Annotated in this window: 24 protein-coding genes; 11 read left to right on the top strand and 13 right to left on the bottom strand. The window is 61.4% G+C overall.

Going from position 1 to position 22002, the window contains the following annotated elements; translation table 11 throughout:
• Positions 1–2 precede the first annotated feature (2 nt).
• The 5 genes from A985_RS27250 to A985_RS0122050 form a co-directional block, all read right to left on the bottom strand.
• Positions 3–524 (bottom strand): hypothetical protein, encoded by a 522-nt coding sequence (locus A985_RS27250; protein ID WP_017235554.1) that lies wholly within the window; start codon positions 522–524, stop codon positions 3–5.
• On the bottom strand, positions 521–985 hold the full coding sequence (locus tag A985_RS0122065) for a hypothetical protein (RefSeq protein ID WP_157211553.1): 465 nt from the start codon (positions 983–985) through the stop codon (positions 521–523). Before A985_RS0122065 ends, A985_RS27250 begins: the two co-directional genes overlap by 4 nt.
• A 157-nt stretch (positions 986–1142) precedes the next feature.
• Complete coding sequence (locus A985_RS0122060) at positions 1143–1535, bottom strand: RidA family protein (protein WP_198288736.1); 393 nt, start codon at positions 1533–1535, stop codon at positions 1143–1145.
• Between the two features lie 39 nt (positions 1536–1574).
• Positions 1575–3065, bottom strand: a complete 1491-nt coding sequence (locus A985_RS0122055; protein ID WP_017235551.1) for an amidohydrolase family protein — start codon at positions 3063–3065, stop codon at positions 1575–1577.
• Between the two features lies 1 nt (position 3066).
• Positions 3067–3948: a MurR/RpiR family transcriptional regulator gene (locus tag A985_RS0122050; RefSeq protein ID WP_017235550.1), complete on the bottom strand. Its 882-nt coding sequence runs from the start codon at positions 3946–3948 to the stop codon at positions 3067–3069.
• Positions 3949–4113: 165 nt separating this feature from the next.
• Between A985_RS0122050 and A985_RS0122045 the strand changes: the two genes are divergently transcribed.
• Entirely contained in the window at positions 4114–5385 is a 1272-nt protein-coding gene (locus A985_RS0122045) for an amino acid deaminase (protein ID WP_017235549.1), read from the top strand.
• Positions 5386–5573: 188 nt separating this feature from the next.
• Here A985_RS0122045 and A985_RS26615 read toward each other — a convergent pair whose 3' ends face one another.
• From A985_RS26615 to A985_RS0122030, 3 genes are all read right to left on the bottom strand, one after another.
• Positions 5574–6125: a MarR family winged helix-turn-helix transcriptional regulator gene (locus A985_RS26615; RefSeq protein WP_017235548.1), complete on the bottom strand. Its 552-nt coding sequence runs from the start codon at positions 6123–6125 to the stop codon at positions 5574–5576.
• 4 nt (positions 6126–6129) lie between these two features.
• Positions 6130–7725 (bottom strand): MDR family MFS transporter, encoded by a 1596-nt coding sequence (locus A985_RS0122035; RefSeq protein WP_026132286.1) that lies wholly within the window; start codon positions 7723–7725, stop codon positions 6130–6132.
• Positions 7726–7925: 200 nt separating this feature from the next.
• Positions 7926–8783, bottom strand: a complete 858-nt coding sequence (locus tag A985_RS0122030; protein WP_017235546.1) for an alpha/beta hydrolase — start codon at positions 8781–8783, stop codon at positions 7926–7928.
• A 125-nt stretch (positions 8784–8908) separates the two neighbouring features.
• On the opposite strand from A985_RS0122030, the gene A985_RS0122025 reads away from it, so the two are divergent.
• From A985_RS0122025 to A985_RS0122005, 5 genes are all read left to right on the top strand, one after another.
• Positions 8909–9682: a helix-turn-helix domain-containing protein gene (locus A985_RS0122025; protein ID WP_017235545.1), complete on the top strand. Its 774-nt coding sequence runs from the start codon at positions 8909–8911 to the stop codon at positions 9680–9682.
• 120 nt (positions 9683–9802) lie between these two features.
• Positions 9803–10267 carry a RidA family protein gene (locus A985_RS0122020; RefSeq protein WP_017235544.1) on the top strand — a complete coding sequence of 155 codons (465 nt, stop codon included), beginning with the start codon at positions 9803–9805 and terminating at the stop codon, positions 10265–10267.
• The gene (locus A985_RS0122015) at positions 10264–11655 is read left to right on the top strand and encodes an adenylosuccinate synthetase (protein WP_017235543.1); all 1392 of its coding nucleotides are present in this window, start codon (positions 10264–10266) and stop codon (positions 11653–11655) included. The genes A985_RS0122020 and A985_RS0122015 overlap by 4 nt, the downstream gene beginning before the upstream one ends.
• Positions 11645–12265: a pyridoxamine 5'-phosphate oxidase family protein gene (locus A985_RS0122010; RefSeq protein WP_017235542.1), complete on the top strand. Its 621-nt coding sequence runs from the start codon at positions 11645–11647 to the stop codon at positions 12263–12265. Before A985_RS0122015 ends, A985_RS0122010 begins: the two co-directional genes overlap by 11 nt.
• A 206-nt stretch (positions 12266–12471) precedes the next feature.
• Entirely contained in the window at positions 12472–13845 is a 1374-nt protein-coding gene (locus A985_RS0122005) for an MFS transporter (protein ID WP_017235541.1), read from the top strand.
• A 166-nt stretch (positions 13846–14011) separates the two neighbouring features.
• On the opposite strand, the gene A985_RS0122000 is transcribed toward A985_RS0122005, so the two are convergent.
• Complete coding sequence (locus A985_RS0122000; RefSeq protein WP_017235540.1) at positions 14012–14581, bottom strand: YdeI family protein; 570 nt, start codon at positions 14579–14581, stop codon at positions 14012–14014.
• A gap of 362 nt (positions 14582–14943) precedes the next feature.
• Between A985_RS0122000 and A985_RS0121995 the strand changes: the two genes are divergently transcribed.
• Positions 14944–15432, top strand: a complete 489-nt coding sequence (locus tag A985_RS0121995; RefSeq protein ID WP_017235539.1) for a hypothetical protein — start codon at positions 14944–14946, stop codon at positions 15430–15432.
• Between the two features lie 378 nt (positions 15433–15810).
• Here A985_RS0121995 and A985_RS0121985 read toward each other — a convergent pair whose 3' ends face one another.
• A complete protein-coding gene (locus A985_RS0121985) occupies positions 15811–16398 on the bottom strand; it encodes a TetR/AcrR family transcriptional regulator (protein WP_026132285.1) in 588 nt (195 codons plus the stop codon).
• 180 nt (positions 16399–16578) lie between these two features.
• Between A985_RS0121985 and A985_RS0121980 the strand changes: the two genes are divergently transcribed.
• Positions 16579–16827 (top strand): hypothetical protein, encoded by a 249-nt coding sequence (locus A985_RS0121980; protein ID WP_017235536.1) that lies wholly within the window; start codon positions 16579–16581, stop codon positions 16825–16827.
• 126 nt (positions 16828–16953) lie between these two features.
• Positions 16954–17433, top strand: coding sequence for a nuclear transport factor 2 family protein (locus A985_RS0121975; protein WP_026132284.1), 480 nt, complete (start codon positions 16954–16956; stop codon positions 17431–17433).
• 576 nt (positions 17434–18009) lie between these two features.
• On the opposite strand, the gene argC is transcribed toward A985_RS0121975, so the two are convergent.
• A complete protein-coding gene (gene argC, locus A985_RS0121970; RefSeq protein ID WP_017235534.1) occupies positions 18010–18939 on the bottom strand; it encodes an N-acetyl-gamma-glutamyl-phosphate reductase in 930 nt (309 codons plus the stop codon).
• Between the two features lie 136 nt (positions 18940–19075).
• Between argC and A985_RS0121965 the strand changes: the two genes are divergently transcribed.
• The gene (locus A985_RS0121965; RefSeq protein ID WP_017235533.1) at positions 19076–19960 is read left to right on the top strand and encodes a LysR family transcriptional regulator; all 885 of its coding nucleotides are present in this window, start codon (positions 19076–19078) and stop codon (positions 19958–19960) included.
• 52 nt (positions 19961–20012) lie between these two features.
• The gene (locus tag A985_RS0121960; protein WP_017235532.1) at positions 20013–20450 is read left to right on the top strand and encodes a GNAT family N-acetyltransferase; all 438 of its coding nucleotides are present in this window, start codon (positions 20013–20015) and stop codon (positions 20448–20450) included.
• Between the two features lie 145 nt (positions 20451–20595).
• Here the strand turns inward: A985_RS0121960 and A985_RS26610 are convergent, their stop codons facing one another.
• Both A985_RS26610 and A985_RS0121950 read right to left on the bottom strand, forming a co-directional pair.
• Positions 20596–21291: a GntR family transcriptional regulator gene (locus tag A985_RS26610; RefSeq protein WP_017235531.1), complete on the bottom strand. Its 696-nt coding sequence runs from the start codon at positions 21289–21291 to the stop codon at positions 20596–20598.
• Positions 21288–21890 carry an O-methyltransferase gene (locus A985_RS0121950; RefSeq protein WP_017235530.1) on the bottom strand — a complete coding sequence of 201 codons (603 nt, stop codon included), beginning with the start codon at positions 21888–21890 and terminating at the stop codon, positions 21288–21290. Before A985_RS0121950 ends, A985_RS26610 begins: the two co-directional genes overlap by 4 nt.
• Positions 21891–22002: the final 112 nt, after the last annotated feature.

Genomic DNA, 22002 nt, shown 5'->3' with positions numbered 1-22002 from the left:
AGTCAGCGCATGAAGCTGACGCGGGCCATCATCCGGCGGGCCGCGTTGCCCACGTTGGCATACTGGGGTCGACCGGCGCAGCGGTGCAGCGTTTCCTTCATGGCGCGATAGGCCGCGTCGAATTGGCGCAACTCGATCAGGCACTCGCCAACGCGATACATCGGGCCGGGCGACGCCTCGTCCAGCAACGCCGCCGCCATGAACAGCGACAGCGCCGCCTTGGGTTCACCGAGCCGTTGCACCGAGAGCGCCAGCGCCACCGCGTAGTCGGCCTGGAGCGGACACGCCGACAACAGCGGCGCGAAGCACTCGATCGCCTGCGCGTAGTCGCCACGCTCGTAAGCACCATAGCCGCAGCGATACGCGGCATCGCACTGCATCGCGTCCCACGCGCCGGGACTCGGCATGCCCATCGCCGCCTGCTGCTTTTGTGCGTCGCGCACCACCGCCAGCGCCACGTCGATCTCCTTGGCGATATGCTGCGACGATGGCCGCTTGCCCTGGGGAATCTCAAACGTGCTCACGGACGGAGTTCTCCCATCGTCGATTCGAATCGCGCCTGCTGGCTAAGCTCCAACGCCTCTTCCTGAGCTTCACGACGCTTCGCCGCGGCATAGCAGAGCTGACCGACGCCATACGTCACGAGCATGCCCCCCAGGACGGCCACACTCCCACCGAAGCCATATCCCAGCCGTTGAATCTCGCTATTGGCAACGGCGCTACCGGCCTGCTTATCGGTCTCAACGCAGACGTAGGCCGCGGTCGCGAGTCCCGCCAATCCCAGTACCAGCGTTACCAGCCCCGACATCCCGCTGGTACACCCCGCCATGCTGAGGCGGCACGAGCTAGTGCTTTGAGAGCGCAAACGGACGTCATCGGGCGACGCCGGAAAATCGATCGTGACGCGTTGCTCATCGACGGCCTCGACGTCCGTCTGCGGTGCTTGCATCGTCGGCGCGATCCCGGAAATTGATCCTAGTGTCACAGTCCACCTCCTCTTGGGTTAGGAGATTGAAGACTGCGCGCTCGCGACGACACCCGCCATCGAAGCCAAACCGCAAACTTTGTGAAACGGGTACTGAAGTGTTCGTCAATGCACAGCCCGCATGCCGCGGGCCTTCGATCCCTCTGCCCTTCGGGCTTTATGCGGCTGGCTTCTTGTATGCCACGCAGTCCACTTCCACCTTGCAGTCGATCACCATGCTCGACACCACGCAGGCGCGCGCGGGCGGATGATCGCCGAAGTACTCCTTGAACACCTTGTTGAACGACGCGAAGTCGCGCGGGTCGTCGAGCCACACGCCAATGCGCATTACATGCTCGGGTCCGTAACCGGCTTCGGTGAGAATCGCCAGCATGTTCCGGATGGCCTGATGCGACTGGGCAACGATGCCCCCGTCGATCACTTCGCCATCTTTCATCGGGGTCTGACCCGAGACGAACAGAAAGCCGTCAGCTTCGGTCGCGCGTGCGAACGGCATGCGCTGCCCGCCTGTGCCCTGCCCGCCTTCCACGCCATATCGTTTGATGCTCATCATTGCTCCTTTCGACTAAACGGTTTCATTTCCACTCATTCAAAGCACCGGCTGCGGTGTGCCGCGACGCACGAAGCGGCCTGCGCGCGCATTCTGCGTAGGCGCGCGATCCTGCCAAGCCAGCACGCCGTTGACCCACACCGCCGCAATACCGTACGCAGGCTGCATGGGATCGGTGAAGGTCGCGGCATCGGCCACGGTGGCCGGATCGAACAGCACCAGGTCGGCCCAATACCCCTCGCGTACCAGCCCCCGGTCCGTCAGACCGAAGCGCTCGGCGGAGAGCCCCGTCATCTTGTGAACGGCCTCGGCCAGTGGGAACAGTTGCTGCTCGCGGCTGTAGCGACCGAGCACACGCGGGAAGGCGCCCCACAGACGCGGATGCGGCAACGGATCGTTCGGCAGCCCGTCGGAGCCGACGACCGTTGCCGGGTGCCGCAGAATGCGCCGCACGTCGTCTTCCTCCATGCAGTGATACACCGCGCCCGCCGGTTGCAGACGCTTCGCGGCCTCCATCAGGTCGACGCCCCACTCGACCGCGATCGTCGCGAGCAGCTTGCCGCCCTGCTCCGGGTACGGTTGCGACCACGTCACCAGAATGTCGAAGTCGTCCGTCACCTGTTTGAGGTCGAGCGTCGACGAACTGGCCGTGTACGGATAGCAGTCGCAGCCGACCGGCTGGAAGCGCTGCGCCTGGTCGAGCGCGTCGAGAATCTCCTTGCTGCGTCCCCAGTTGTCGACGCCCGCGCACTTCAGGTGCGAGACGACGACCGGCACGCGGGCATGACGGCCGATGCGGAAGGCTTCATCAAGCGCTTCGAGAATCTCGGCGAACTCCGTGCGCAGGTGCGTCGCATAGAGACCGCCCGCCGCGGCGAGCGGCTCGGCGAGCGCGAGCACTTCCTCCGTCGGCGCGGCATTCGCGTTCGCGTAGGCCAGCCCCGTCGACAACCCCAATGCGCCATGCTCGAGTGCTTCGCGCAATTGGGCGCGCATGCCTTCGATTTCGGCCTCGGTCGCGGGCCGGTCGAGGCGATCCATATGGTTGCTGCGCAGCGCGGTGTGACCGATGAGCGCCGCCACGTTGATCGCGGGCTGCGCGGCTTCGAGCGCGGTAACGTAGGCGGCGAAGGTCGGATACTGGAATGCGTCGGCGTCGCCCAGCAGGTTCATCGGATCGGGCGGATCGCCCCTGAGCGTGACCGGCGCCGCGCTGATGCCGCAGTTGCCGACGACGACCGTCGTCACGCCCTGCGAGAGCTTCGGCGTCATGTCGGGCGTGCGCACGACGTTCGTGTCGTCGTGCGTATGTACGTCGATGAAGCCCGGGCTCAACACCTGGCCGTCGCCGCGAATCTGTTGCGCGGCGTGCCAGCCGGCGAGCGCACCGGCCGGGGCGATCGTATGGATACGGCCGTCGCGCAGCGCGACGTCGAAGCGCTCGTTGGTCATGGGCGCGCCGGAGCCGTCCGCCAGACGCACGTTGGTGATAAGGGTGTCGACCGTTCGGTTCGCGAGGCAGTCAGTCATGTCAGTCTCCGAGGGGCTGGCGATCGCCGCCGCCCCGATGCGTATCGAGCACGTACTTGATCCGCCGCAACAGCGCCTGGCTCTGCGGCTTGGCGAGCAACGCCAGTTCCGTGGCCAGCACGTCCATCGCCAGCAGCATCGCGTAACGCGACGACGACGGCTTAAAAATGAAATCCGTTTCCAGTGCACGGATCGGCAGCACCTCGTCGGCCAGCGCCGCGAGCGGCGAGCCGGTCGCCGTGACCGCCACCACCTGCGCGCCGTACTCGCGGGCGATCTCGCAGGCCGAGACCAGCTCCGGCGTGTGGCCGCTCACCGAGAAGGCGAGCACCACGTCGTCGCGCCCGAGCGTGCTGGCAACCATGCGGGCGAGCACGGCGTCCTGATAGGTCGCGACCGGGCGTCCGAGCCGGACAAGCCGGTAACGCGCTTCATCGGCCATCAGCGACGAGCCGCCCCCCATTCCGAACGCGTACACCATGCGCGCCGACAGCAACCGGGCCGCCGCGCGACGCGCGGTGTCCGGCTTGATGAGGCTGCGATGCAACTGCAACGTCGTCTGGATATCGTCGGCAATGCGGTCGATGGTTTCCGTCGAGCCGTCCGGCCCGCTCGCCGCGTTCGCGCCGAAAAAGCGCTGTCCGACGACGGCGGCTTGCGCCAGACGCAGCTTGAGATCGCGCACGTCGCGGCAGCCCATCGCCTTGGCGAAACGCGTCACGCTCGCCTCGCTCACGCCCGCGCGCTCGGCCAGCACGTTGATCGACACCGCTGCCGCGCCGGCGACATCGTCCAGCACCACCTGCGCGACCTTGCGTTCCGCCTGGCTCAGCGCGTCGGTGCGCTCGGCAACGCGCGTCACGATATCGAAGGTTTCGGGCATCTCTCGGGTCCATGTGGCCCCCACGACGCCGTGCCGGGGTGCCTTGCTGATAGGTTTGGCAACTTTTTTGGTACTTTATAACAAAATTGTCAAACACAGGGAATTAAAAGCTATTATAGGAGGCATCCAGCGGCCCTATCCGCATCGTCACGGAGATGATTCCCAATGAATGATACAAACTATCAGCACGGCATGATCGATACCCTCAACAAGGGTCTGGGGGCGATGGAAGTCCCGCTCGCCCCGTCCGCGACGGCCGGATTGGGATGGAATCTGCTGGACGAAGATCTGAGCCTGCCGACGGCGGTGCTCTACGAGGAAAAGATCCGTCACAACCTCGCGTGGATGCAGCGCTTCGTGCATGAGTACGACGTGAAACTCGCCCCGCACGGCAAGACGACGATGGCGCCCAAGCTGTTCCGCCGCCAACTCGAGGGGGGCGCGTGGGGCATCACGCTCGCCACGGCGCAGCAGACCCACGCCGCGTATCACCACGGTGTGCGACGCGTGCTCATGGCGAACCAGCTCGTCGGCAAGCGCAACATGGCGCTGATCGCCGATTTGCTGACGGATCCCGATTTCGAATTCTTCTGTCTGGTGGACTCCGCCGCCGCGGTGGAGCATCTGGGCAAGTTCTTCCGTGCGCGCGGTCAGTCGATCCAGGTGCTCATCGAACTGGGCGTGACCGGCGGCCGTACCGGGGTGCGCGACGCCGCGCAGCAGCAGGCCGTGCTCGACGCTCTGGCGCAGTATCACGACGCGGTCAAGCTCGCGGGTGTAGAAGTCTACGAGGGGGTGCTGAGCACCGAAGCGGACATTCGGGCGTTCCTGCAACGCGCGGTGGGCATCACGCGCGAACTGGTGGCGGCGGGTCGTATCGAGCGCACGCCGGCGGTACTCTCGGGTGCAGGTTCGGCGTGGTACGACGTCGTCGCGGACGAGTTCGCGCACAAGGACGTGGGCGCGCCGCTCGACGTCGTGTTGCGCCCGGGCTGCTATCTCACGCACGACGTCGGCATCTACAAGGCCGCGCAGGCACAAATTGCCACGCGCAATCCGATCGCGAAGCAGATGCGCTCGCAACTGCAACCGGCGCTGCAACTCTGGGCGTATGTGCAGTCGATTCCCGAGCCGGAGCGCGCGATCATCGCGCTCGGCAAGCGCGACGCGGCGTTCGATGCCGGCATGCCGGAACCGGCGCTGCAGTTCCGTCCGGGCGAGAGCAAGACGCCGACGGCGACGCCGGCGCACTGGGAAGTCACGGGCATGATGGATCAGCACGCGTATCTGCGCATCGCCCCGGGCGACAACATCCGCGTGGGCGACATGATCGCGTTCGACATCTCGCATCCGTGCCTCACGTTCGACAAATGGCGTCATTTGCCGGTGATCGACAGCGATTACAACGTCGTCGACATCGTGCAGACGTTCTTCTGATCGCGCATCGACAACGTAACGCGTATCGCTCCAGCCGCTGTAGCGCGCTACAACGACAAAGCCGCCCGATGTGAACTGCCCCGCGAGGTTGGACGCGAATCCAACCGTTGGGATGCAGCTCACGATGGGCGGCTTTTTTACGTCAAATACGGTCGCGATGTGAGCAACGGCGCGTCGCGACGAGGCGCTTACGCTCGACTGCGCGACGCGCGTTTGCCGGGTGACGTGGCTAACGCCGACGTCGGTGTCTCGACGTGCGCGGGTCGCGTCGCGTCGCCACTTGACTTCGCGTCCGTATCGGTCGCTTTCGCTCGCGACGCCACCGACTTGAACTGCGCTTCCAGATGGCCGAGCGCGCTTTCCAGCGTTGCGATCTCGGCGGGCGTCATGCCTTCGAGCGCGTCGTCGAAGAAGGCCTGACGGCGTGGCGTCGCCTCGTCGTACACGGCCATGCCGGCGACGGTAAGCGTGACGTTCGTAAGACGGTTGTCGTGCGGATCGGTCGCGCGCGAGATCCAGCCGAGCGCTTCCATCGCCTTCAACTGACGCGTGAGCGACGCCGGATCGAGACGACAATGTTCCGCGAGAAACTTCTGAGAACAGGTACCCCGCTCGGCCAGCGCGAGAATGATTCGCCAGCGCGGCAGCGGGTGTCCGACCTGAGCGTCGAAGGCAAGCATCATCGCCCGATAGGTCTGGCCGAGTTGCTGGATAACGTTGCGTCTTTGCGGTGTGGGCATCGCGTCACTCCCCGACGGGCGGCTGCGGCTTGGCGCCGCGCGTCAGACGAATGAGCGGCACGCGCTTGACGAACCACAGACCGGCGAGCGCTGCCGCGAGCGACATCATTTGCCCGTTGTGGATGGCGGCAACGAGCGACGTGCGAGCCGATTCGATGAAGAGCGCGCCATTCTGCCCCAGGGGTGCGAGCGCGCTCAGGAAATCGCTTTGCGATTGCGCATTGACGAGGATCTGCGGATCGGCAAGTTGCGGCACCCAATGCGTACCGCCGTTGGCGGCGAGGGCATCCGTCACGCGGCCGGTGTAGCTGTGGTTCACGAGCGTACCGACGATGGCCGTGCCGAGCATCCCGCCGATCATGCGCAGCGATTGCATGAGCGCGGTGGCGATGCCCAAGTGCGCGGGCCCGGCAACTTCCTGGGCGAAGACGGTGAGGTTCGGCATGACGAAACCGAGGCCCAGTCCGGCGAACAGCATGTAGGTGGCGATCAGGGCATGCGGCGTGCCGCGATGCGTGGTGATCACGCCGGCGCACGCGAGCGCGAGCAGAAAGAAGCCGCCGTAGAGCATCACGTTCGGATTTGGCAGGCGCGTGATGAGCCGGCCGTTCACGATGCTGCCGACGGTGATGCACACGACCATCGGCGTGATCAGCAGACCCGTTTCCCTCGGCGAGAGGCCGAAGCCGCCCTGGAGCAGCAATGGCGCGTAGAACAGCACCCCGAACATGGTGAAGCCGGCGAAGGCTGACAGCACGAAGAGCGGCGCAAGTTTCTTGTCGCGGAACATTTCGAACGGCACGATCGGATGCGACGTGCGCCGCTCCCACTGGTAAAGCGCATACGACGAGATCGCCAACACGACGAGCAACATGAGCACGCCGCGCGAGAGGCCATCGGCGGGCAGCCATTCGACGAGCATTTGCAGGCTACCGAGCGTGGCGGTGATCAGGACGGCGCCGAGCCAGTCGAGGCTCGCCTTGCCGTGCCCGCCGGCGCGCATATGCGGCAGGTGACGGCCGACAAACCACAGACCGAGCAGACCCACGGGGAGGTTGACGTAGAAAACCGATCGCCAGCCATAGGCTTCGGTGAGGAAACCGCCGAGCGAGGGCCCGATGGCATTGGCGATCCCGAAGGCGGAGCTGAGCATGACCTGCCAGCGCAGACGCACGTGGGGATCGGGGAACAGCTCGGGGATGCAGGCGAATGCGGTGCCGACGAGCATGCCGCCGCCGATACCTTGCAGAGCGCGCGCAATGACGAGGAACAACATGCTGTTCGAGGCGCCGCACAGGACCGATGCGGCGGTGAAGATGATGATGGCCGCAACGACGAAGGGCTTGCGTCCGTAGAAGTCGCCGAGACGTCCGAAGATCGGCACGGTGATGACGGAGGTGAGGAGATACGAGGTTGCGACCCAGGCGTAGTACTCGAAACCCTTGAGTTCAGAGACGATGGTCGGCAGCGCGGTACCGACCACTGTCTGGTCAAGCGCCACCATCATCGTACAGAAACACAGGCCGAGCATCGCCACGATCGATTGCCGGAACGGCAATACCTGCCCCGCCGAATGCGGGGTATTGGGACTGGGAGCCATTTTTTGACGGATCAATGTTTGATCAGTCAAGGATTTTAACACGTCGGCGGGCCGATGGGTCCGCTTAAGGCAACCGGTGACAATCGCGCCCGGCGCAATAGGGTGCCAGGAGCGACCATTCGCCAGCGGCGGTAACCGACCACAGTCCGTCGATCACGAAGGATCGCGACGCATGGCCGGACACGCAATGCCACAGGCAATTATCGGGCGTTGATCATGGTGAGAATCGCGCTCGAAAGATCGCTCCCCGCTTCGCCCACTCGGTCAACGGCATCGAAATGATGGCCGTCACGCTGGCGCACGATCCGTACGTCCAGACCGTGGTCGTTCAGTATCGTTTGGTACTGTGCCTGAAGTCGATGAAATTCATCCGACTCGTCTCCGCCCACACTGAGAATGTACGCCAGCGGTACTTTAGGGAGATGATGGATCGGGCTAAAGGCGACCACGTCATCTTCATCGAGCTGAATCGCCTTGTTCAGATAGCACAGGCGTATCGGCTCAAGGTCGTAAAGACCGCTGATCGCACACGCCCCCTTGATCAAATTGGGGGGGGCATCGAACGACGCCCAGTCAGTGCCTGCCAATGCAGCCGTCAAATGACCGCCCGCCGAGCTGCCGCAAACATAAATTGCGTCGCGATCGATGCCGAGGCTCGCGGCATTTCGGTACAGGTGCAGCACTGCCTGGCGATTGTCGTCGACGATTTCCGCCATCCGTACCTCCGGCGCCAAGCGATAGTTCACGACCACAAAGTTGATGTCGTTGGCCTGATATAGACCGGCCAGCGCGCTGAAATCGGATTTATCCAGCGATTGCCAGTAGCCGCCATGAATAAACACGAGCGTTGGCCGGCCTTGCCCCGGCGCGGGAAACAGGTCGTAGGTCTGCTTCGCCTCGCTGCCGTACGCGACATCCCCCCTGAACGTCTTGGCGCGACGGAAGGCTTCGCCAGTGCGGGCCCAACGAGAAAAAATTTCGAGATGATCGGGAATGCCCGCGCGAACGTTGTACTGACGATCCAACGCCTCTTGATCAAATGAACGGTAAACCGGCATGCTAGCCTCACTTATCGGAATGGAAGTCGATCTCGCGCCGCATCGTTACGGCGCAAATTCCGAATCTAAGAGACACACGACGCCGCGGCGCGCGGACAAGTGTCAAGCTATGACGAGGTTACGCCATGTTCGGAAAAAGTGAGGATCGAGACGATTACCAGCGGATCGCGCGGCCGGTGGGTGGCATGGCTCGCGACCTGCCGGATCGCTTCTTCATCGATTATCACGAACACATCCGTGGACAGCTGATCTATGCAAGCACGGGTGCCATTGTCGTCACCACCGCGAAAGGCAACTGGGTCGTGCCGTCGCTGCGCGCTGTCTGGGTACCGCCGAGCGTCAGGCATTGCATGCAGGCGGTCGGCGCCATCGAAATGCGCACGCTTTATTTCGATGCCGACCGCGCCCCGCTTCGCTCAAGCGATTGCTGCGTGGTGTCGGTGTCGCCGCTGCTGCGCGAACTCATCGACGCCGTCACCCGGATGCCTGTCGACTATGCGCCCAATAGCCGGGATGCGGCCGTCGTAGATCTGCTGTTTCATGAGATTCGACCGCTGAGCACCGAGCCGCTGCACCTTCCCATGCCGTCGGACGAGCGCATCGCCCGCATTTGCCGGTGGATTCTTTCGAATCCCTCGGAAGAGACATCCGTCGCGGCGTGGAGCAGAGTCGTGGGCGCCAGCGAGCGCACCATCATCCGGCTGTTTCCGGAACAGACCGGCATGACCTTTACGCGCTGGCGGCAACAAGCCCGATTGCTCGTGGCCGTGCAGATGCTGAGCGCGCAACATTCCGTGACGGACATTGCCTCGTCGCTCGGCTATGACAGTACAAGCGCTTTCAGCGCGATGTTCCGCAAGGCGCTCGGTTGCACGCCGACGGAATTTTTCAAGCCCTGAGTCGCCTGATGTCGATTGGCGCAATCGCGATATACGTCTGCGTCGCCGCTACATTCCCCACCTGCCGGATCATCCAGAATTGACAGGCAGCCGCAGCCGCGGCGCCATTCTGGAGATCTCATGAACATCTACGACCGCATCACCGCAGCGGGGCTGGCATTGCCGAGCCTTACGGTGGCACCGGCCCCTTTCAAGCCCTTCAAATTGCATGGCAACACGCTCATCGTCTCTGGGCAATTGCCGGTGCGAAATGGCGTGCCCGTTTGGGTGGGCAAAGTGCCATCCAACGTTTCGACCGATGACGCACGAAGTGCGGCGAGGCTTTGCGTGATGAATCTTCTTGGTTGGGCCCACGTTGCCACCGACGGACGCCTCGATCGCGTCGAGAGCGTGTTGCGGGTAGGCGGATTCGTCGCGACATCCGAAGGATTTGCCGACGCGCCGTTTATCGTGAACGCGGCATCAGAACTACTGACGCAGCTCTTCGGCGAGGCGGGAGCGCATGCCCGTATCGCCATCGGCGTGGCAAGTCTGCCGTTCAATGCGCCCGTCGAGGTGGAAGCCACGTTCGCCCTCGCCTCATGAGCGCCGGCTCGGGGTATGCCGATGTTCTTGTCGGCCTCCAATACGGCGATGAGGGAAAAGCCAAGATCGTCGACATGCTTGCGGCCGATTACGACATCGTCGCCCGCTTCAATGGTGGTGCGAACGCAGGCCACACGGTGCAGACTCCACGCGCAAGCGCTCGACTCGCCCAGGTGCCTTCAGGCGTATTTCATTCGGGAAAGCTGCTCTACATCGGCTCCGGATGCGTCGTCAATCTAACGAAACTTTCCGACGAAATCACCACGCTCCGAAACGCCGGCTGTCAGTTGGCAACGCGGCTGTACTTGAGTGAACACTGCACGGTCATTCAGCCCGTGCATCTCGATCTCGATGCCGGACACGGGGCTGGCATTGGCACGACCGGCAACGGCATTGGTCCATGCTATGCAGACTTGTCGCTCCGTTGGCAGCGCGGCATACGCACCGTGGTACAGATTCGCGATCTGGTCGCCGACGAAGCGGGCGCGTTCGAGCAGATGGCGCGTTACGCGGCTTTACACGACAACTCGTCGGAAGCCTTAGCCGCGACAGCCGTCGCAATCACAGGCATGCGCGCGGCATGGCAAGACCTACAGAGCACAATCGTCGTCGCGGACTCGCGATGGCTTACGCGCAGGGTCAAGGGCGGGGCCCGCGTTCTGTTCGAAGGTGCCCAGTCCGTAATGCTCGACGTCACCGGCGGACAACAGCCTTATGTCACCGCCAGTCATACGGCGCCGGCATTTGCCTTCGTCGGTGGCGATCTTCCCAGTCAATATCACCGCAAGACGATCGGTGTCGCGAAGGCCATTGCTTCGCGCGTCGGCGCGGGGCCGTTTCGCTCCGAATTCGGAGGAGACCAGTCAGCCCGCTATTGCGCAGACGCCGAGCTGCGCGGTATTGGTTGGCGTGAGGAACAAGACCGTTTCGACGCTCACGAAATGCTGGCGTCGGAGGACGAGTTTGCGGTCGGCGTCGCCCTTCGCCTGTTGACGGGAGAATACGGCACCGGCAGCGGACGGCCGCGCCGTCTCGGGCGGCTCGACCTTGCCGAGCTGGCTGCGGTCGTCGAGCGTCATGGCGTGGACGAACTGTATCTGAACAAGTGCGATTGCCTGTCGCTGTTCTCAAAGACACGCGACGGTCGGATTCCCGTCCTGGTCGACGAGGCACGGGAGGGTCGGTGGATTCCGACAATCCGCCACTTCCCCGCCTTCGACGCCCTCCCGGATACCCCGCTTGCCTTCTCTTTGCTTCCGTTGTCATTGCAAAAATTTGTCCTGGCGGTCCAGGAGGCAACGGCGTGTCGCGTCGCGGGCATCGGGGTAGGGCCCGGGCGAGAACAACAACTCATCATTTCAACAGGAGACATGGATCATGACGCCTGAGTATCTTGATAACACAATGCGCCGAACGGATCTGACGTGGACCGATTGGCCTGCCATCGAAGCGTTTTTGCGCGACGAGCTGATCTGTCGCGTGGCCGTGAACGACAAGCCGTTTCCCTACGTGGTGCCACAAAGCTTTACGTTTACAGGCGACGCCTTCCTGATTCACTGCTCGCGATTCGGAAAATTTTCCAAACTGATCCAGGAAGATCCGCACATTGTTATCGTGATCGATCGCCCCGTCGCATTGCTCAAAGCGCCCAAAGGGCAGAACACCAGTCTTGAGTACTACAGCGTCATCGCGCGATGCAAAGCTTTCACCCGCATGGAAACACAGGACGTGATTGCACATCAGAACCAGGCATTGGGCAAGTTTCGCCCGGAAAACGACTACACCGCCATCGAACCGGGGGCCGCGAATCAGATCGTGGCCATTCGATGTCAGATCGAGAACCTCAGCGCGAAGAAGCGCATTCTCGCAGACGGCCAGTATTCGCCGCCGGGCCAGCCTCAAGCACCTTATCTTCGCTATCCATTCGAGCGAGGGGCGTGCGTGTCGGGCCTCCCGGAAGGAGCGTTCGATCCTCATCGCTTCAGTCGCACGAAATAATCGCGTTGGGCAGTGTGGAGACGCGCGCCGTCGCTTGCGTTGCAAGCGTGCCGCGTGATCCCGCAGCATCATCTTGGCGTAACTCCGATTGCATGCGACATTTTCCCGCGCGCCTCACTAGTTTTGGCGGCCCACATTGATGGATGTCAGTACCGATCTCCGGTACTGACACATTCCACGAGATCGGTCAAAACGGAGGAGGTTGAATGAAAATGCAATCGATTGAAGTCGGTCGTGTAACGGCGGCCCAACGCCTGGAGCGGCTGCCCATCTGCGGGTATCACCGTTGGTTGTTTCTCGTCATAGCGCTGGCATTCTTCTTCGACAATATCGATCTGGCCACCATGACGTTCGTGCTCGGATCGATCAAGGCCGACTTCGCACTTACCAATGTGCAGGCCGGGATGATCGGAAGTTCGAGCTTCGTCGGCATGGCGATCGGCGCAATCTGCTCGGGCATTGCTGCCGACCGCTTCGGACGAAAGCCGGTGTTTCAGATCAGTATGGTGGTCTGGGGATTGGGCAGCGTGCTCTGTGCCGTCGCATCGGGACCGGTCGAGTTGAGTGCGTACCGGTTACTGCTCGGGATCGGCATGGGAATGGAGTTACCGCTCGCGCAAACCTTGCTGTCGGAGTTCATTCCCACCGACAAGCGAGGTAAGTATCTGGCGTTGATGGACGGTAATTGGCCTATCGCTTTCATCAGCGCCGGACTGCTTTCCTACTACGTGCTGGCGCACCACGGTTGGCGCGTCTTGTTCGCCCTGGAGGCCGTGCCCGCGCTGTTCCTGTTTGTCATTCGCCGCTATGTACCGGAGTCACCTCGTTGGCTCGAATCGCAGGGACGGTATGCCGAAGCTGATGCGGTTGTGGCGCGCGTGGAGCAGTCGGTCATGCGCCGACTTCACCTGAATGTCCTGCCCCACGTTCCACCGATCGCCTCGTTGAGTCTGCTCGAAGAACGCGGCATGCGAGTCATCTGGTCGGCGAACTACCGCGTTCGCGCGCTGGTCGTCGGTACGCTCTGGTTCTTCGCGCTTCTCGGATTCTACGGTTTGAATACATGGCTTGGCGCGCTGCAGCAGGCGAGCGGGGTCGCCGTCACGCAGTCCGTTCTGTTCACGGTCTGTATCTCGCTCGGCGGCATTCCCGGCTTCCTCGTCGCGGCGTGGTCGGTAGAACGTCTAGGGCGAAAGTTGACGTGCGTCGGCACCCTCGTTGGCGGCGCGCTCGCCACCTATGTTTTCGGCCAGGTGTTGCAGGCCGGGGCCGACCAGTGGTCGAGTTATGTGGCAGGGGCGAGCATGCAATTCTTCGCATTTGGTATGTGGGCGGTCCTCTATGCCTATACACCGGAATTGTTTCCTTCGCGGGCGCGCGCCACGGGGTGTGGATACGCCTCGTTCTGCGGTCGAATTGGCGCGTTGTTGGGCCCGACCCTCGTGGGAGCGATCGTCACGTGGTCAACGAGCGACGCCGTATTTCTGTTCGGGGCGGTTTGTTTCGGCATTGCCGCCGCATGTGTTTGGTTCTTCGGCGTTGAAACGAAGGGCATTCAACTGGAGACGGTCTCGACCTGATCTGCTCGCTCGCGCGTGGTTGCGGAGCGTAACGCTTCGCCCCATCTCCGCACGACCAAATGGCAGCGTCGGGGCCTCGACGCACAGCACAAGGCGCGCGCAGCGGGTCGCCCACCCTGCGCGCGGCATCGTCCGGCGACTTGCTTTGAATGTTGAATTGCCCGGCTTAGGGATGAATGGTTTCACCGCGATTCAGCATGCCGATGAACGCCTCGATCCTGCGCCCCCGCGTCGCGGGCGTTTTGGCGTTCTGTATCCGAAACAGGATCGCGTAGCGGTTTCGGCCGCTCAGCGTTGCAAAGAACTCGCTGGCCTTGGGATTGGCATCCAGTGCGACCTGCAGGTCGTCCGGCACGACCGAGTTACTGGGCGAGGTATAGGCAGCCTCCCAGCGGCCGTCCGCTTTGGCTTTCTCGATTTCCCGCATGCCAGAAGGCAGCATTCTGCCTGCGGCGATCAGCGTTTCAGCCCGCTCTTTGTTGAGCCGGGACCAGATACTTTTTGCGGAGCGTCGCGTGAAGCGTTGCAACCAGTATTCATCACTTTCCGTCTGCTTTTGACCGTCGATCCAGCCATGACAAAGGGCACTTTCCAGCGCCTGCTCATACGTCAATGTCTGCAGCCCGGTACCCCTCTTGGCAAGGCGTAGCCATATCCCGGTCGACGTACCGCCGTTCTGAGTCAACCAGTTTTCCCATTCGTGCTGGTCAAGGAATGTGAAACGAGGTTCAGTCATGGAGAGATCCGGATGATTGCTTTCGTGCAGCGAGGATCCATGATTCGCCGAAGCCTCACAGACTACCGATTTTTGCGGATTTTGGAATACCCGACTTAGCGACAATCCAGTGTGGACTTGCCCGAGGGAAGATGGAGGTCTTCCCGACTTAACATCTCGTTGATCGGGCGTCCCGCCAACATCCGCCGTTGCCATCGGGCAGGTATCGGCCATGAAGCGACGCTCGTTTAACGAAGACGTACGGCTGAAACTCGACGCGTTTCGGTCATTCGATCCACTTGTCGTCGGCTATCCGCGAATGCGCGGTCGAATTCGCTCGCCTGTACAATTCCTGCGCTGGTTCACCACCGGGAGAGCGGAAAATGGAGCAGGCCTACGCGGCGATCGGACGCGCGGTAATCGCGATGCAGATGTTCGAAGTGACTTTCGTGTCGATCCACGAAGGCTTCAAGATGATCACGGACGAGGTTTATCGCGAGGCGTCCGGCGGCATGATCGATGAGAAAAAATACAAAACTGCATCCTCGAACGTGGTCAAGGCGCTCTCCGATAGAGGCCAGATTGCCACGGATCTGGAGGATCGGCTAAATACCCTGATAGAGCGTCGGAACGAATTGATGCACCGATGGTTTATGCATCACGGCTGGCCGTGGCCCGAGACTAATAATGCGGCCGACTATGCGCCCGTCGTCGAACTCGCAGAGTGGGTCAGGACCGAGGCGAACGCAATTACGCACATGATGGCGGGCTATATGGTGCAGCACGCCCATCCCGACGACGCCGAAAAGGACTCCGAGATGTACAGGCAGGCGATGGCCGAGCTTTTCCACAAGCTGCACGCGCAGGAATAGATGGCATGTACTTAACGAAGATTGCCGCCGCTCGAAGGCAACTCACTACGGCCATTCGCCTTTTCTTCGATAGCGGAGACCGAGTATCCGTTTACTCGCTGGCATCGAACGCGTGGGAGGTTATTGACGTGCTCTGTGACCTGCCCGGGAAATTTCGTACCAAAGAAATCTAGAGATAATGGTTCCTCTGATCTGCTCGGCTATTTCGGGCCGTGAATCTCTAGACACCAGTGGTACGAAAAAATCCGTCAGATCACCGCGTTGTTGCCGCATCACTGGCAGCAGTCCAGCTATGACTGGTGTGCGCTAACCGATGAGGTGGAGCGAGAGTTCGCGCTACTGTTCCAGTGTGTTGATGTCCACGCAAAAATGACCCCGTCAGGCAGCTTTGGACCTGCGCCTTGTTGAGGCGCCGTCCTCGATTCTCGCCAGTACGCGCTTGCCCGAATCAATCACCGTGGAATCATGTGTCATCTGGTAGCGCACAATCATGCCTTCTACGCAGATCATCACATCTGCGGCGACGGTAGCAGGTGACTGCAGCCCGAGGCGGCCAGCGAGTTCAGAGATGTACTGCTCCAACGAGTGCTTATGGGATACGGCCTGCTGAAGGTGCCCAGGGTCTCCCGTCGATCCGGCTTCGGCGACCACATTGATAAACGCGCAACCACGGAAGTCTTCCTGCGCGAACCATTCGCCCAAGGCTTCTGCGATGACGGACAACCCGGCACGCTGAGCAAAACGAGCCTCCACCTCTTCGACAAACCAGCGCATCCAGAACTCATGACGACGGTCCAGAAACGCCGCAATAAGTTCGTTCTTGGAGGCGAAATGGCGGTAAAGCGACATTTTTGCGACGCCTGACTCGGCAATGATCTTGTCGATGCCTGTGGCACGGAACCCGTCCTGATAGAACAGGCACGCCGCAGTTTCCAATATCCGGTCGCGTGCGGAAGGTTGTGACATTTCGGCCCCCTTTTTTACCCAATCGATGCCTCCAGTATCGCAGACAGACCTGTCTCTGCAAAGGTGCCGTGACGCGGTGTAGTGACGCGCGGAAATTCCTTGACAGACAGATCTGTCTACATCAATATATATACAGACCTGTCTACATCATTGAAAGATCGGTACTTCGAGGAGACGGTCATGCGCCACTCAGATTGCCAAGTCGCTGCCCTTCATCAAGCTCTGCAGGCGGATAGGTCGAACCTGGCCACGTGGCGCTGGTACAGCGATCTGGTCGACAACCAACGGCTCGCGCTTCGCCTCAAAGAAGACCAGTGGGTCGTCGCGATTGACGGCAGCGACTTTGCTTGCGCCGAGAGCCTGTACGCGGCCGTGCGTTGGGCGCACATCATGACGCACTCGGGCGGTTACATCATCTTCGCGGCGTAACCGAGCGAAGTCCGCCATGCACACGGGCTAATCGCCAGACTAATCGTTCAAGAACACGCAGCACTGCTCTTATCCGCCCTTCGGCCCGGTATCGGGTCTTCATCCGCCAACCACTGAGGTAATACCATGTCCACTAACACTGAACTCCGTCCGCCGCTTCCTCCTTTCACACGCGAATCCGCCATCGAGAAAGTGCGCCTGGCCGAAGATGGCTGGAACACCCGCGACGCTGCCAAAGTGTCCCTCGCGTACAGCCTGGATACTCGCTGGCGCAACCGTGCTGAATTCGCAAACGGCCGCGACGAAGCCCGAGGGTTTCTTGAGCGTAAATGGTCGAAGGAGTTGGAGTACCGTCTCATCAAGGAACTGTGGGCGTTCACGGGTAACAGGATTGCCGTGCGTTACGCCTACGAATGGCGTGACGACTCCGGCAACTGGTTCCGGTCCTATGGCAATGAGAACTGGGAGTTCCGCGAGGACGGTCTGATGGTGAATCGCTACGCTTGCATTAATGATTTGCCAATCAAGGAAGAAGAGCGGAAATTCCATTGGCCGCTCGGCCGCCGTCCGGATGATCATCCCGGCTTGTCGGATCTCGGCCTCTAATAGCTAGGCTGATTGCATCGCTTCGATTGGAAGCACTCAGGGAAGCAAAGGCGAAGGTGGGGCAGTTTCTGAGACGGCCTGCCGAGCTCGCAATGAGGGAGCAACCCCGCCCCAGCTTGGGAGTTCCAGGTCGTCTCGCTGTCCTTCTCGCCTGGTCCTCCCTCAAACGATTGCTACCCACTCAATGTGGGCAGCAATCCTTGCAGCCCGTGTTTCTGGAATCCTCTGGGCGTCCTCGTGTGGATACCGCACGGGCTGAACGGCATCCTGTTCGCATTGGAAACAGAGATTCCTGGCGGGAAGAGCTTCCGCAAAAACTAGTCTTCGGCAGCGGGATGGCTTGTTGGCGCAGGCCGTGCGAGTGGCAAGACACAGGATACGGGGCCGGATGACCGCTCATAGACCCATTTCGCTCTCTCAACTCGAATTGAGGGGATGATCGAGAAGGGTCGGACACAGCCTGCGGACCGATAACCCATACCGGCCGGAACGAATCGTTCGACGGCCACAAACCGATGCGCCAACCGTCGTTGGCAGATCCGTTGGTGGCCGAACGCCATCTCAAGCCCGCGACAACTACTGCGACGCAAGCATCAGGTCCAGGTTCTGAACCGCAGCGCCAGACGCGCCTTTGCCAAGGTTGTCGAAAACGGCTGCCAGCAGGACTTGTCCGTCGTCCACGTTATGAAACACGCTTAATTGCATGTCGTTCGTACCGTTCAGCACTTGCGGATCCAGGTGTTCCACGGCGTTCGATTCATGCAGCGGCAAGACCCGCACGTGACCCGCCTCAGCATAGTGGCGAGCGAGGGCGGTGTGTAGCGCGGCGCCGTCCACGCCGGGCGCCAGCAACCGCACCGCCAGGGGCACCGTCAGCACGATGCCCTGACGGAACGCTCCGTATGCCGGGACGAAAATGGGACGCTGCGCTAGCCCCGCGTGCTTCTGGATTTCCGGCGCGTGTTTGTGCGCGAGTTTCAGGCCATAGACCTGGTATGACGGCGCGTTGACGGCTCCCGCCCCCTCATACTCCTCCACGCCTGCCCGTCCCCGACCGGAGTACCCCGAGACTGCATGAATGCTGATCGGGTAATCGCGCGCGATAAGCCCGGCCTGCACCAACGGCCCCAGCAAGCCAAGCGCACCAGTCGGATAACAACCGGGGTTGGTGACGCGGCGGGCGTTGGCAATACGTTCGGCCTGCCCCGGCGCCATCTCCGGGAATCCGTAGACCCAGTCCGGCTGCGTGCGGTGCGCGGAGCTGGCATCGATGACTCGAACCGCAGGATTGACAATCGCGGCCACGGCCTCGCGTGCCGCGGCATCAGGCAAACAGAGAATCGCGATGTCGCAGGCGTTGATGAATTCCGCGCGACGCCGCAAATCTTTGCGCTCCGCGGCATCAAGCGTCATCAGTCTGATGTCGGTCCGGTGACGAAGCCGTTCCTGGATCAGCAACCCGGTGGTGCCTTGATCGCCGTCGATGAATACAACGGGAGAGCCCATACGTGAAATACTCCGTTGACTTTGAATGGTAACCAGCAAAAACGAGCACGAGTCCCTATATTCCGTTGACAGATAGAATAGGGAAAGTTGAATTTCACAACGTGATCATTCATTTTTCCTGAATCTGGACGCCGACATGCGAGAAATCAGCCTGGACCGCTTGCGCACCCTCGTGGCCATCGCAGACCGCGGCTCATTTGCCGAGGCGGCACGTGCATTGCACTTGGCACCGCCAACGGTCAGCCTCCACATCGCGGAACTGGAAGACCGCATTGGGGCGCCACTGCTGTCGCGAAAGCGCGGACATGTCAGGCCGTCGGCGATAGGCGAGGTGCTGGTGGAGCGCGCACGTCGATTGCTGGCCGATGCGGAGCAGGCGCTAGCGGACATTCAACGCCAGGTGCAAGGACTCGAAGGGCGCGCGCGGATCGGCGCTTCGACGGGCGCGATCGCACACCTGTTACCGCAAGCGCTTGAGGTGCTGCGCCAGCACCATCCCGCCATCGACATTCAGGTTGCAGTGCTCACGTCGCGGGAGACGTTGTCCGGACTGGTGGATGGAACGCTGGACGTTGGGCTCGTTGCGCTGCCTCAGCCGCCCGAGGCTGGACTCGTGATCACGCCTTGGAGGCGCGACCCCGTGATGGCTTTTGTGCCGGCACATTGGCAGTGCCCTGCCCGCGTCACGCCCGCATGGCTCGCTGGCCAACCGCTCATTCTCAACGATGCGACAACGCGTCTTTCACAACTGACGGCGGAGTGGTTCGCGACCGGGGGGCATCAACCGGTGCCACGCATCGAGCTTAACTACAACGACGCGATCAAGAGTCTGGTCGCGGCAGGATACGGCGCCGCGCTGTTACCCCATGAGGCGACTGCGCCATTGCCCGACAAGCGCGTTGTCATGCGCCCATTGCGGCCGGCGTTGTGGCGTCGGCTCGGCATTGCCCATCGCGCGGGGCACATCGAGCGCTCCACGCAACACGTACTTGATGTGTTGCGCGATCTGCGAATGGCATAGGCATTGCGCTGCATGCGCCTCACATCGCCCCCCCATTAACGAGGCATGACGGATGAATGTAACGTTCGAAAGCACAACGCACAGCGACGTCGAATCGCTGGTTCAAATGCGCATCGACGCGATGAAAGAGAGCTTGGTTCGCATCGGACGCTTCGACCCGCAACGAGCGAGGGATCGCTTCGTTTCATCCTTCAACCCGGCGTTGTGCAAGTTCATCGTGGTCGATGGCGTCACAGTCGGGTTCATGCAAACGCGGCTGACTGACGACCATCTGGTGATTGAACATCTGTATGTCATTCCAGAACACCAGGGAAAGGGCCTGGGGTCGGCCGTCATTGCCGAGCTCCTGCGCGCTGCCGACGCGCAATCGATGGCGGTCGCCGTGGGCGCACTCCGCGATAGCGACTCGAACCGCTTCTATCAACGGCACGGATTCACAAAGACGACAGAAACGGAGTGGGATATCTACTACGTTCGCAAACCGCAATGACGACGGTTACCGGCCAAGTGCGGTCGGGAGGGATCGGCAAGCGAAGGTCCGATATTGGCCCTTGAACAGGCGTTCTCCGGCATGCGCGAACGTCCTGAGGGGGTCTTCGCTGATCCCGTCCTTTATCGACAGGACTGAGTAACCGTCATGTGGATACTTTGGATATCACAGCGGTCTGGCTCTCGCGAGTAAGGATCGCTTTCAGTAACTGTTGGACATGCAGTCGGGCCGCTTGCTCCGCCGCTACCTCGTCGCGATTGGTGAGCATGTCGAGAACGCGCTGATGTTCTGCCAGATTTCGGCGAAGTTGATCCCAAGTTGTCGCCGACGAATCCCGGCCATTGCACATCGCCTGCGTCTGTGCGTATAGCGACTTGAGCGTCGTCTCGATCGTCGCGTTTTGCGCGGCTACGAGAAGCCTGTGGTGGAAGTCGAGATTGGAAGTTCGATAGGCGACAAGATCTTCAGCCTCTATGCTTCGAGCCTGGCGAGCAAGCGCCTCTGCCATGATCTCCCGGTCTTCGGACGTCATGCGCCTTGCCGCCAGGCGCGCAGCCATTCCTTCGAGTGCCTCGCGCGCCTCGAAATTGGCAATGATCTTATCTGCGTCAAAGGCGATGACAAAAACGCCCTGGCGCGGTACGACATGAAGCAGCCCTTCCGCTTCAAGACGGGAAATAGCCCCCCACACTGGGGAGCGACTCACGGCTAGATCACGTGACAACGACTCCACGCTAATCTTTTCACCCGCGAGAAACCGCCGTTCTTCAAGCAACATCTCCCGAATGGCGGTATAGGCGTCGCGGGCGAACGTTGTGCGCTCCAGCTTGTTTCTGCTCATGATTGACGGCGCCTGCGGGCAATGTGAAGTCCCTTGCCGACCGGCACCGTCACGGTGTCGAACTCCTGTAAGGCTTCAACGCTATCCATGTATCCCGCGATTTCATCGGGGTGAGAAAGGGCATTGTCTGCAAGTAACAGCGCATCATCCGTCAACTTGGGAAGCAGATGCTTCAGTTGCTTCGACGCGCTCACACGGTCGGCATCGAAAAAGACGCAATCGAACGGCCCGGCCAAGGCGGCGCACACGCTGGTCGCGTCTCCTTCGATGACCTGCACCCAGTCCTGCAGACCACTCGCCCTCAGGTTGGTTTTGGCCTGAGCCGCCTTGTGGGGAGAATGCTCGATGGTCAGCAACGGACGGCCCCCTGTTTCACGCAACGCGCTGGCCAGCCATATTGCGCTGTAGCCATTGGAAGTTCCAATTTCAAGAATCTGACGTCGCCGTGCGCCGGTCACGAGCATGTGGAGCAGCTCCGCTGTGGGCCTTTCCAGATTCAACATCTTCTGGCTGCGTTCGGCCATCCGTAGATCGTTCTCAATGCCGAGGGACTCGAGTTCCGACAGGATGCCTGACGACGCACCGTCAAGGAAAATCATCTGTTGACTCCATTTTTCATGTTTCGTGTTTCATGATACAGCACATCAGTGACGACGCAAACGGCTATCGGTCCGGCAACGCCACTCGACTGCCCTAACCCGATTTCGGTGA

Source organism: Pandoraea sp. B-6, assembly GCF_000282835.1.
In the GTDB taxonomy this organism is placed as follows: Bacteria; Pseudomonadota; Gammaproteobacteria; order Burkholderiales; family Burkholderiaceae; genus Pandoraea; species Pandoraea cepalis.
The sequence above is the reverse complement of the archived record's forward strand: the minus strand, read 5'-3'. Positions and strand labels throughout refer to the sequence as shown.

Coding starts and splice junctions, on each gene's coding strand:
- A985_RS0122020 (WP_017235544.1), top strand. CDS start 9,803: ATGAACATCTACGACCGCATCACCGCAGCGGGGCTGGCATTGCCGAGC.
- A985_RS0122005 (WP_017235541.1), top strand. CDS start 12,472: ATGAAAATGCAATCGATTGAAGTCGGTCGTGTAACGGCGGCCCAACGC.
- A985_RS0122050 (WP_017235550.1), bottom strand. CDS start 3,948: ATGCCCGAAACCTTCGATATCGTGACGCGCGTTGCCGAGCGCACCGAC.
- A985_RS0122060 (WP_198288736.1), bottom strand. CDS start 1,535: ATGAGCATCAAACGATATGGCGTGGAAGGCGGGCAGGGCACAGGCGGG.
- A985_RS0121965 (WP_017235533.1), top strand. CDS start 19,076: ATGCGAGAAATCAGCCTGGACCGCTTGCGCACCCTCGTGGCCATCGCA.
- A985_RS26610 (WP_017235531.1), bottom strand. CDS start 21,291: ATGAGCAGAAACAAGCTGGAGCGCACAACGTTCGCCCGCGACGCCTAT.
- A985_RS0121980 (WP_017235536.1), top strand. CDS start 16,579: ATGCGCCACTCAGATTGCCAAGTCGCTGCCCTTCATCAAGCTCTGCAG.
- A985_RS0122000 (WP_017235540.1), bottom strand. CDS start 14,581: ATGACTGAACCTCGTTTCACATTCCTTGACCAGCACGAATGGGAAAAC.
- A985_RS26615 (WP_017235548.1), bottom strand. CDS start 6,125: ATGCCCACACCGCAAAGACGCAACGTTATCCAGCAACTCGGCCAGACC.
- A985_RS0122045 (WP_017235549.1), top strand. CDS start 4,114: ATGAATGATACAAACTATCAGCACGGCATGATCGATACCCTCAACAAG.
- argC (WP_017235534.1), bottom strand. CDS start 18,939: ATGGGCTCTCCCGTTGTATTCATCGACGGCGATCAAGGCACCACCGGG.
- A985_RS0121975 (WP_026132284.1), top strand. CDS start 16,954: ATGTCCACTAACACTGAACTCCGTCCGCCGCTTCCTCCTTTCACACGC.
- A985_RS0122010 (WP_017235542.1), top strand. CDS start 11,645: ATGACGCCTGAGTATCTTGATAACACAATGCGCCGAACGGATCTGACG.
- A985_RS0122055 (WP_017235551.1), bottom strand. CDS start 3,065: ATGACTGACTGCCTCGCGAACCGAACGGTCGACACCCTTATCACCAAC.
- A985_RS0121995 (WP_017235539.1), top strand. CDS start 14,944: ATGGAGCAGGCCTACGCGGCGATCGGACGCGCGGTAATCGCGATGCAG.
- A985_RS0122030 (WP_017235546.1), bottom strand. CDS start 8,783: ATGCCGGTTTACCGTTCATTTGATCAAGAGGCGTTGGATCGTCAGTAC.
- A985_RS0122035 (WP_026132286.1), bottom strand. CDS start 7,725: ATGGCTCCCAGTCCCAATACCCCGCATTCGGCGGGGCAGGTATTGCCG.
- A985_RS0121985 (WP_026132285.1), bottom strand. CDS start 16,398: ATGTCACAACCTTCCGCACGCGACCGGATATTGGAAACTGCGGCGTGC.
- A985_RS0122025 (WP_017235545.1), top strand. CDS start 8,909: ATGTTCGGAAAAAGTGAGGATCGAGACGATTACCAGCGGATCGCGCGG.
- A985_RS0121960 (WP_017235532.1), top strand. CDS start 20,013: ATGAATGTAACGTTCGAAAGCACAACGCACAGCGACGTCGAATCGCTG.
- A985_RS0122015 (WP_017235543.1), top strand. CDS start 10,264: ATGAGCGCCGGCTCGGGGTATGCCGATGTTCTTGTCGGCCTCCAATAC.
- A985_RS0121950 (WP_017235530.1), bottom strand. CDS start 21,890: ATGATTTTCCTTGACGGTGCGTCGTCAGGCATCCTGTCGGAACTCGAG.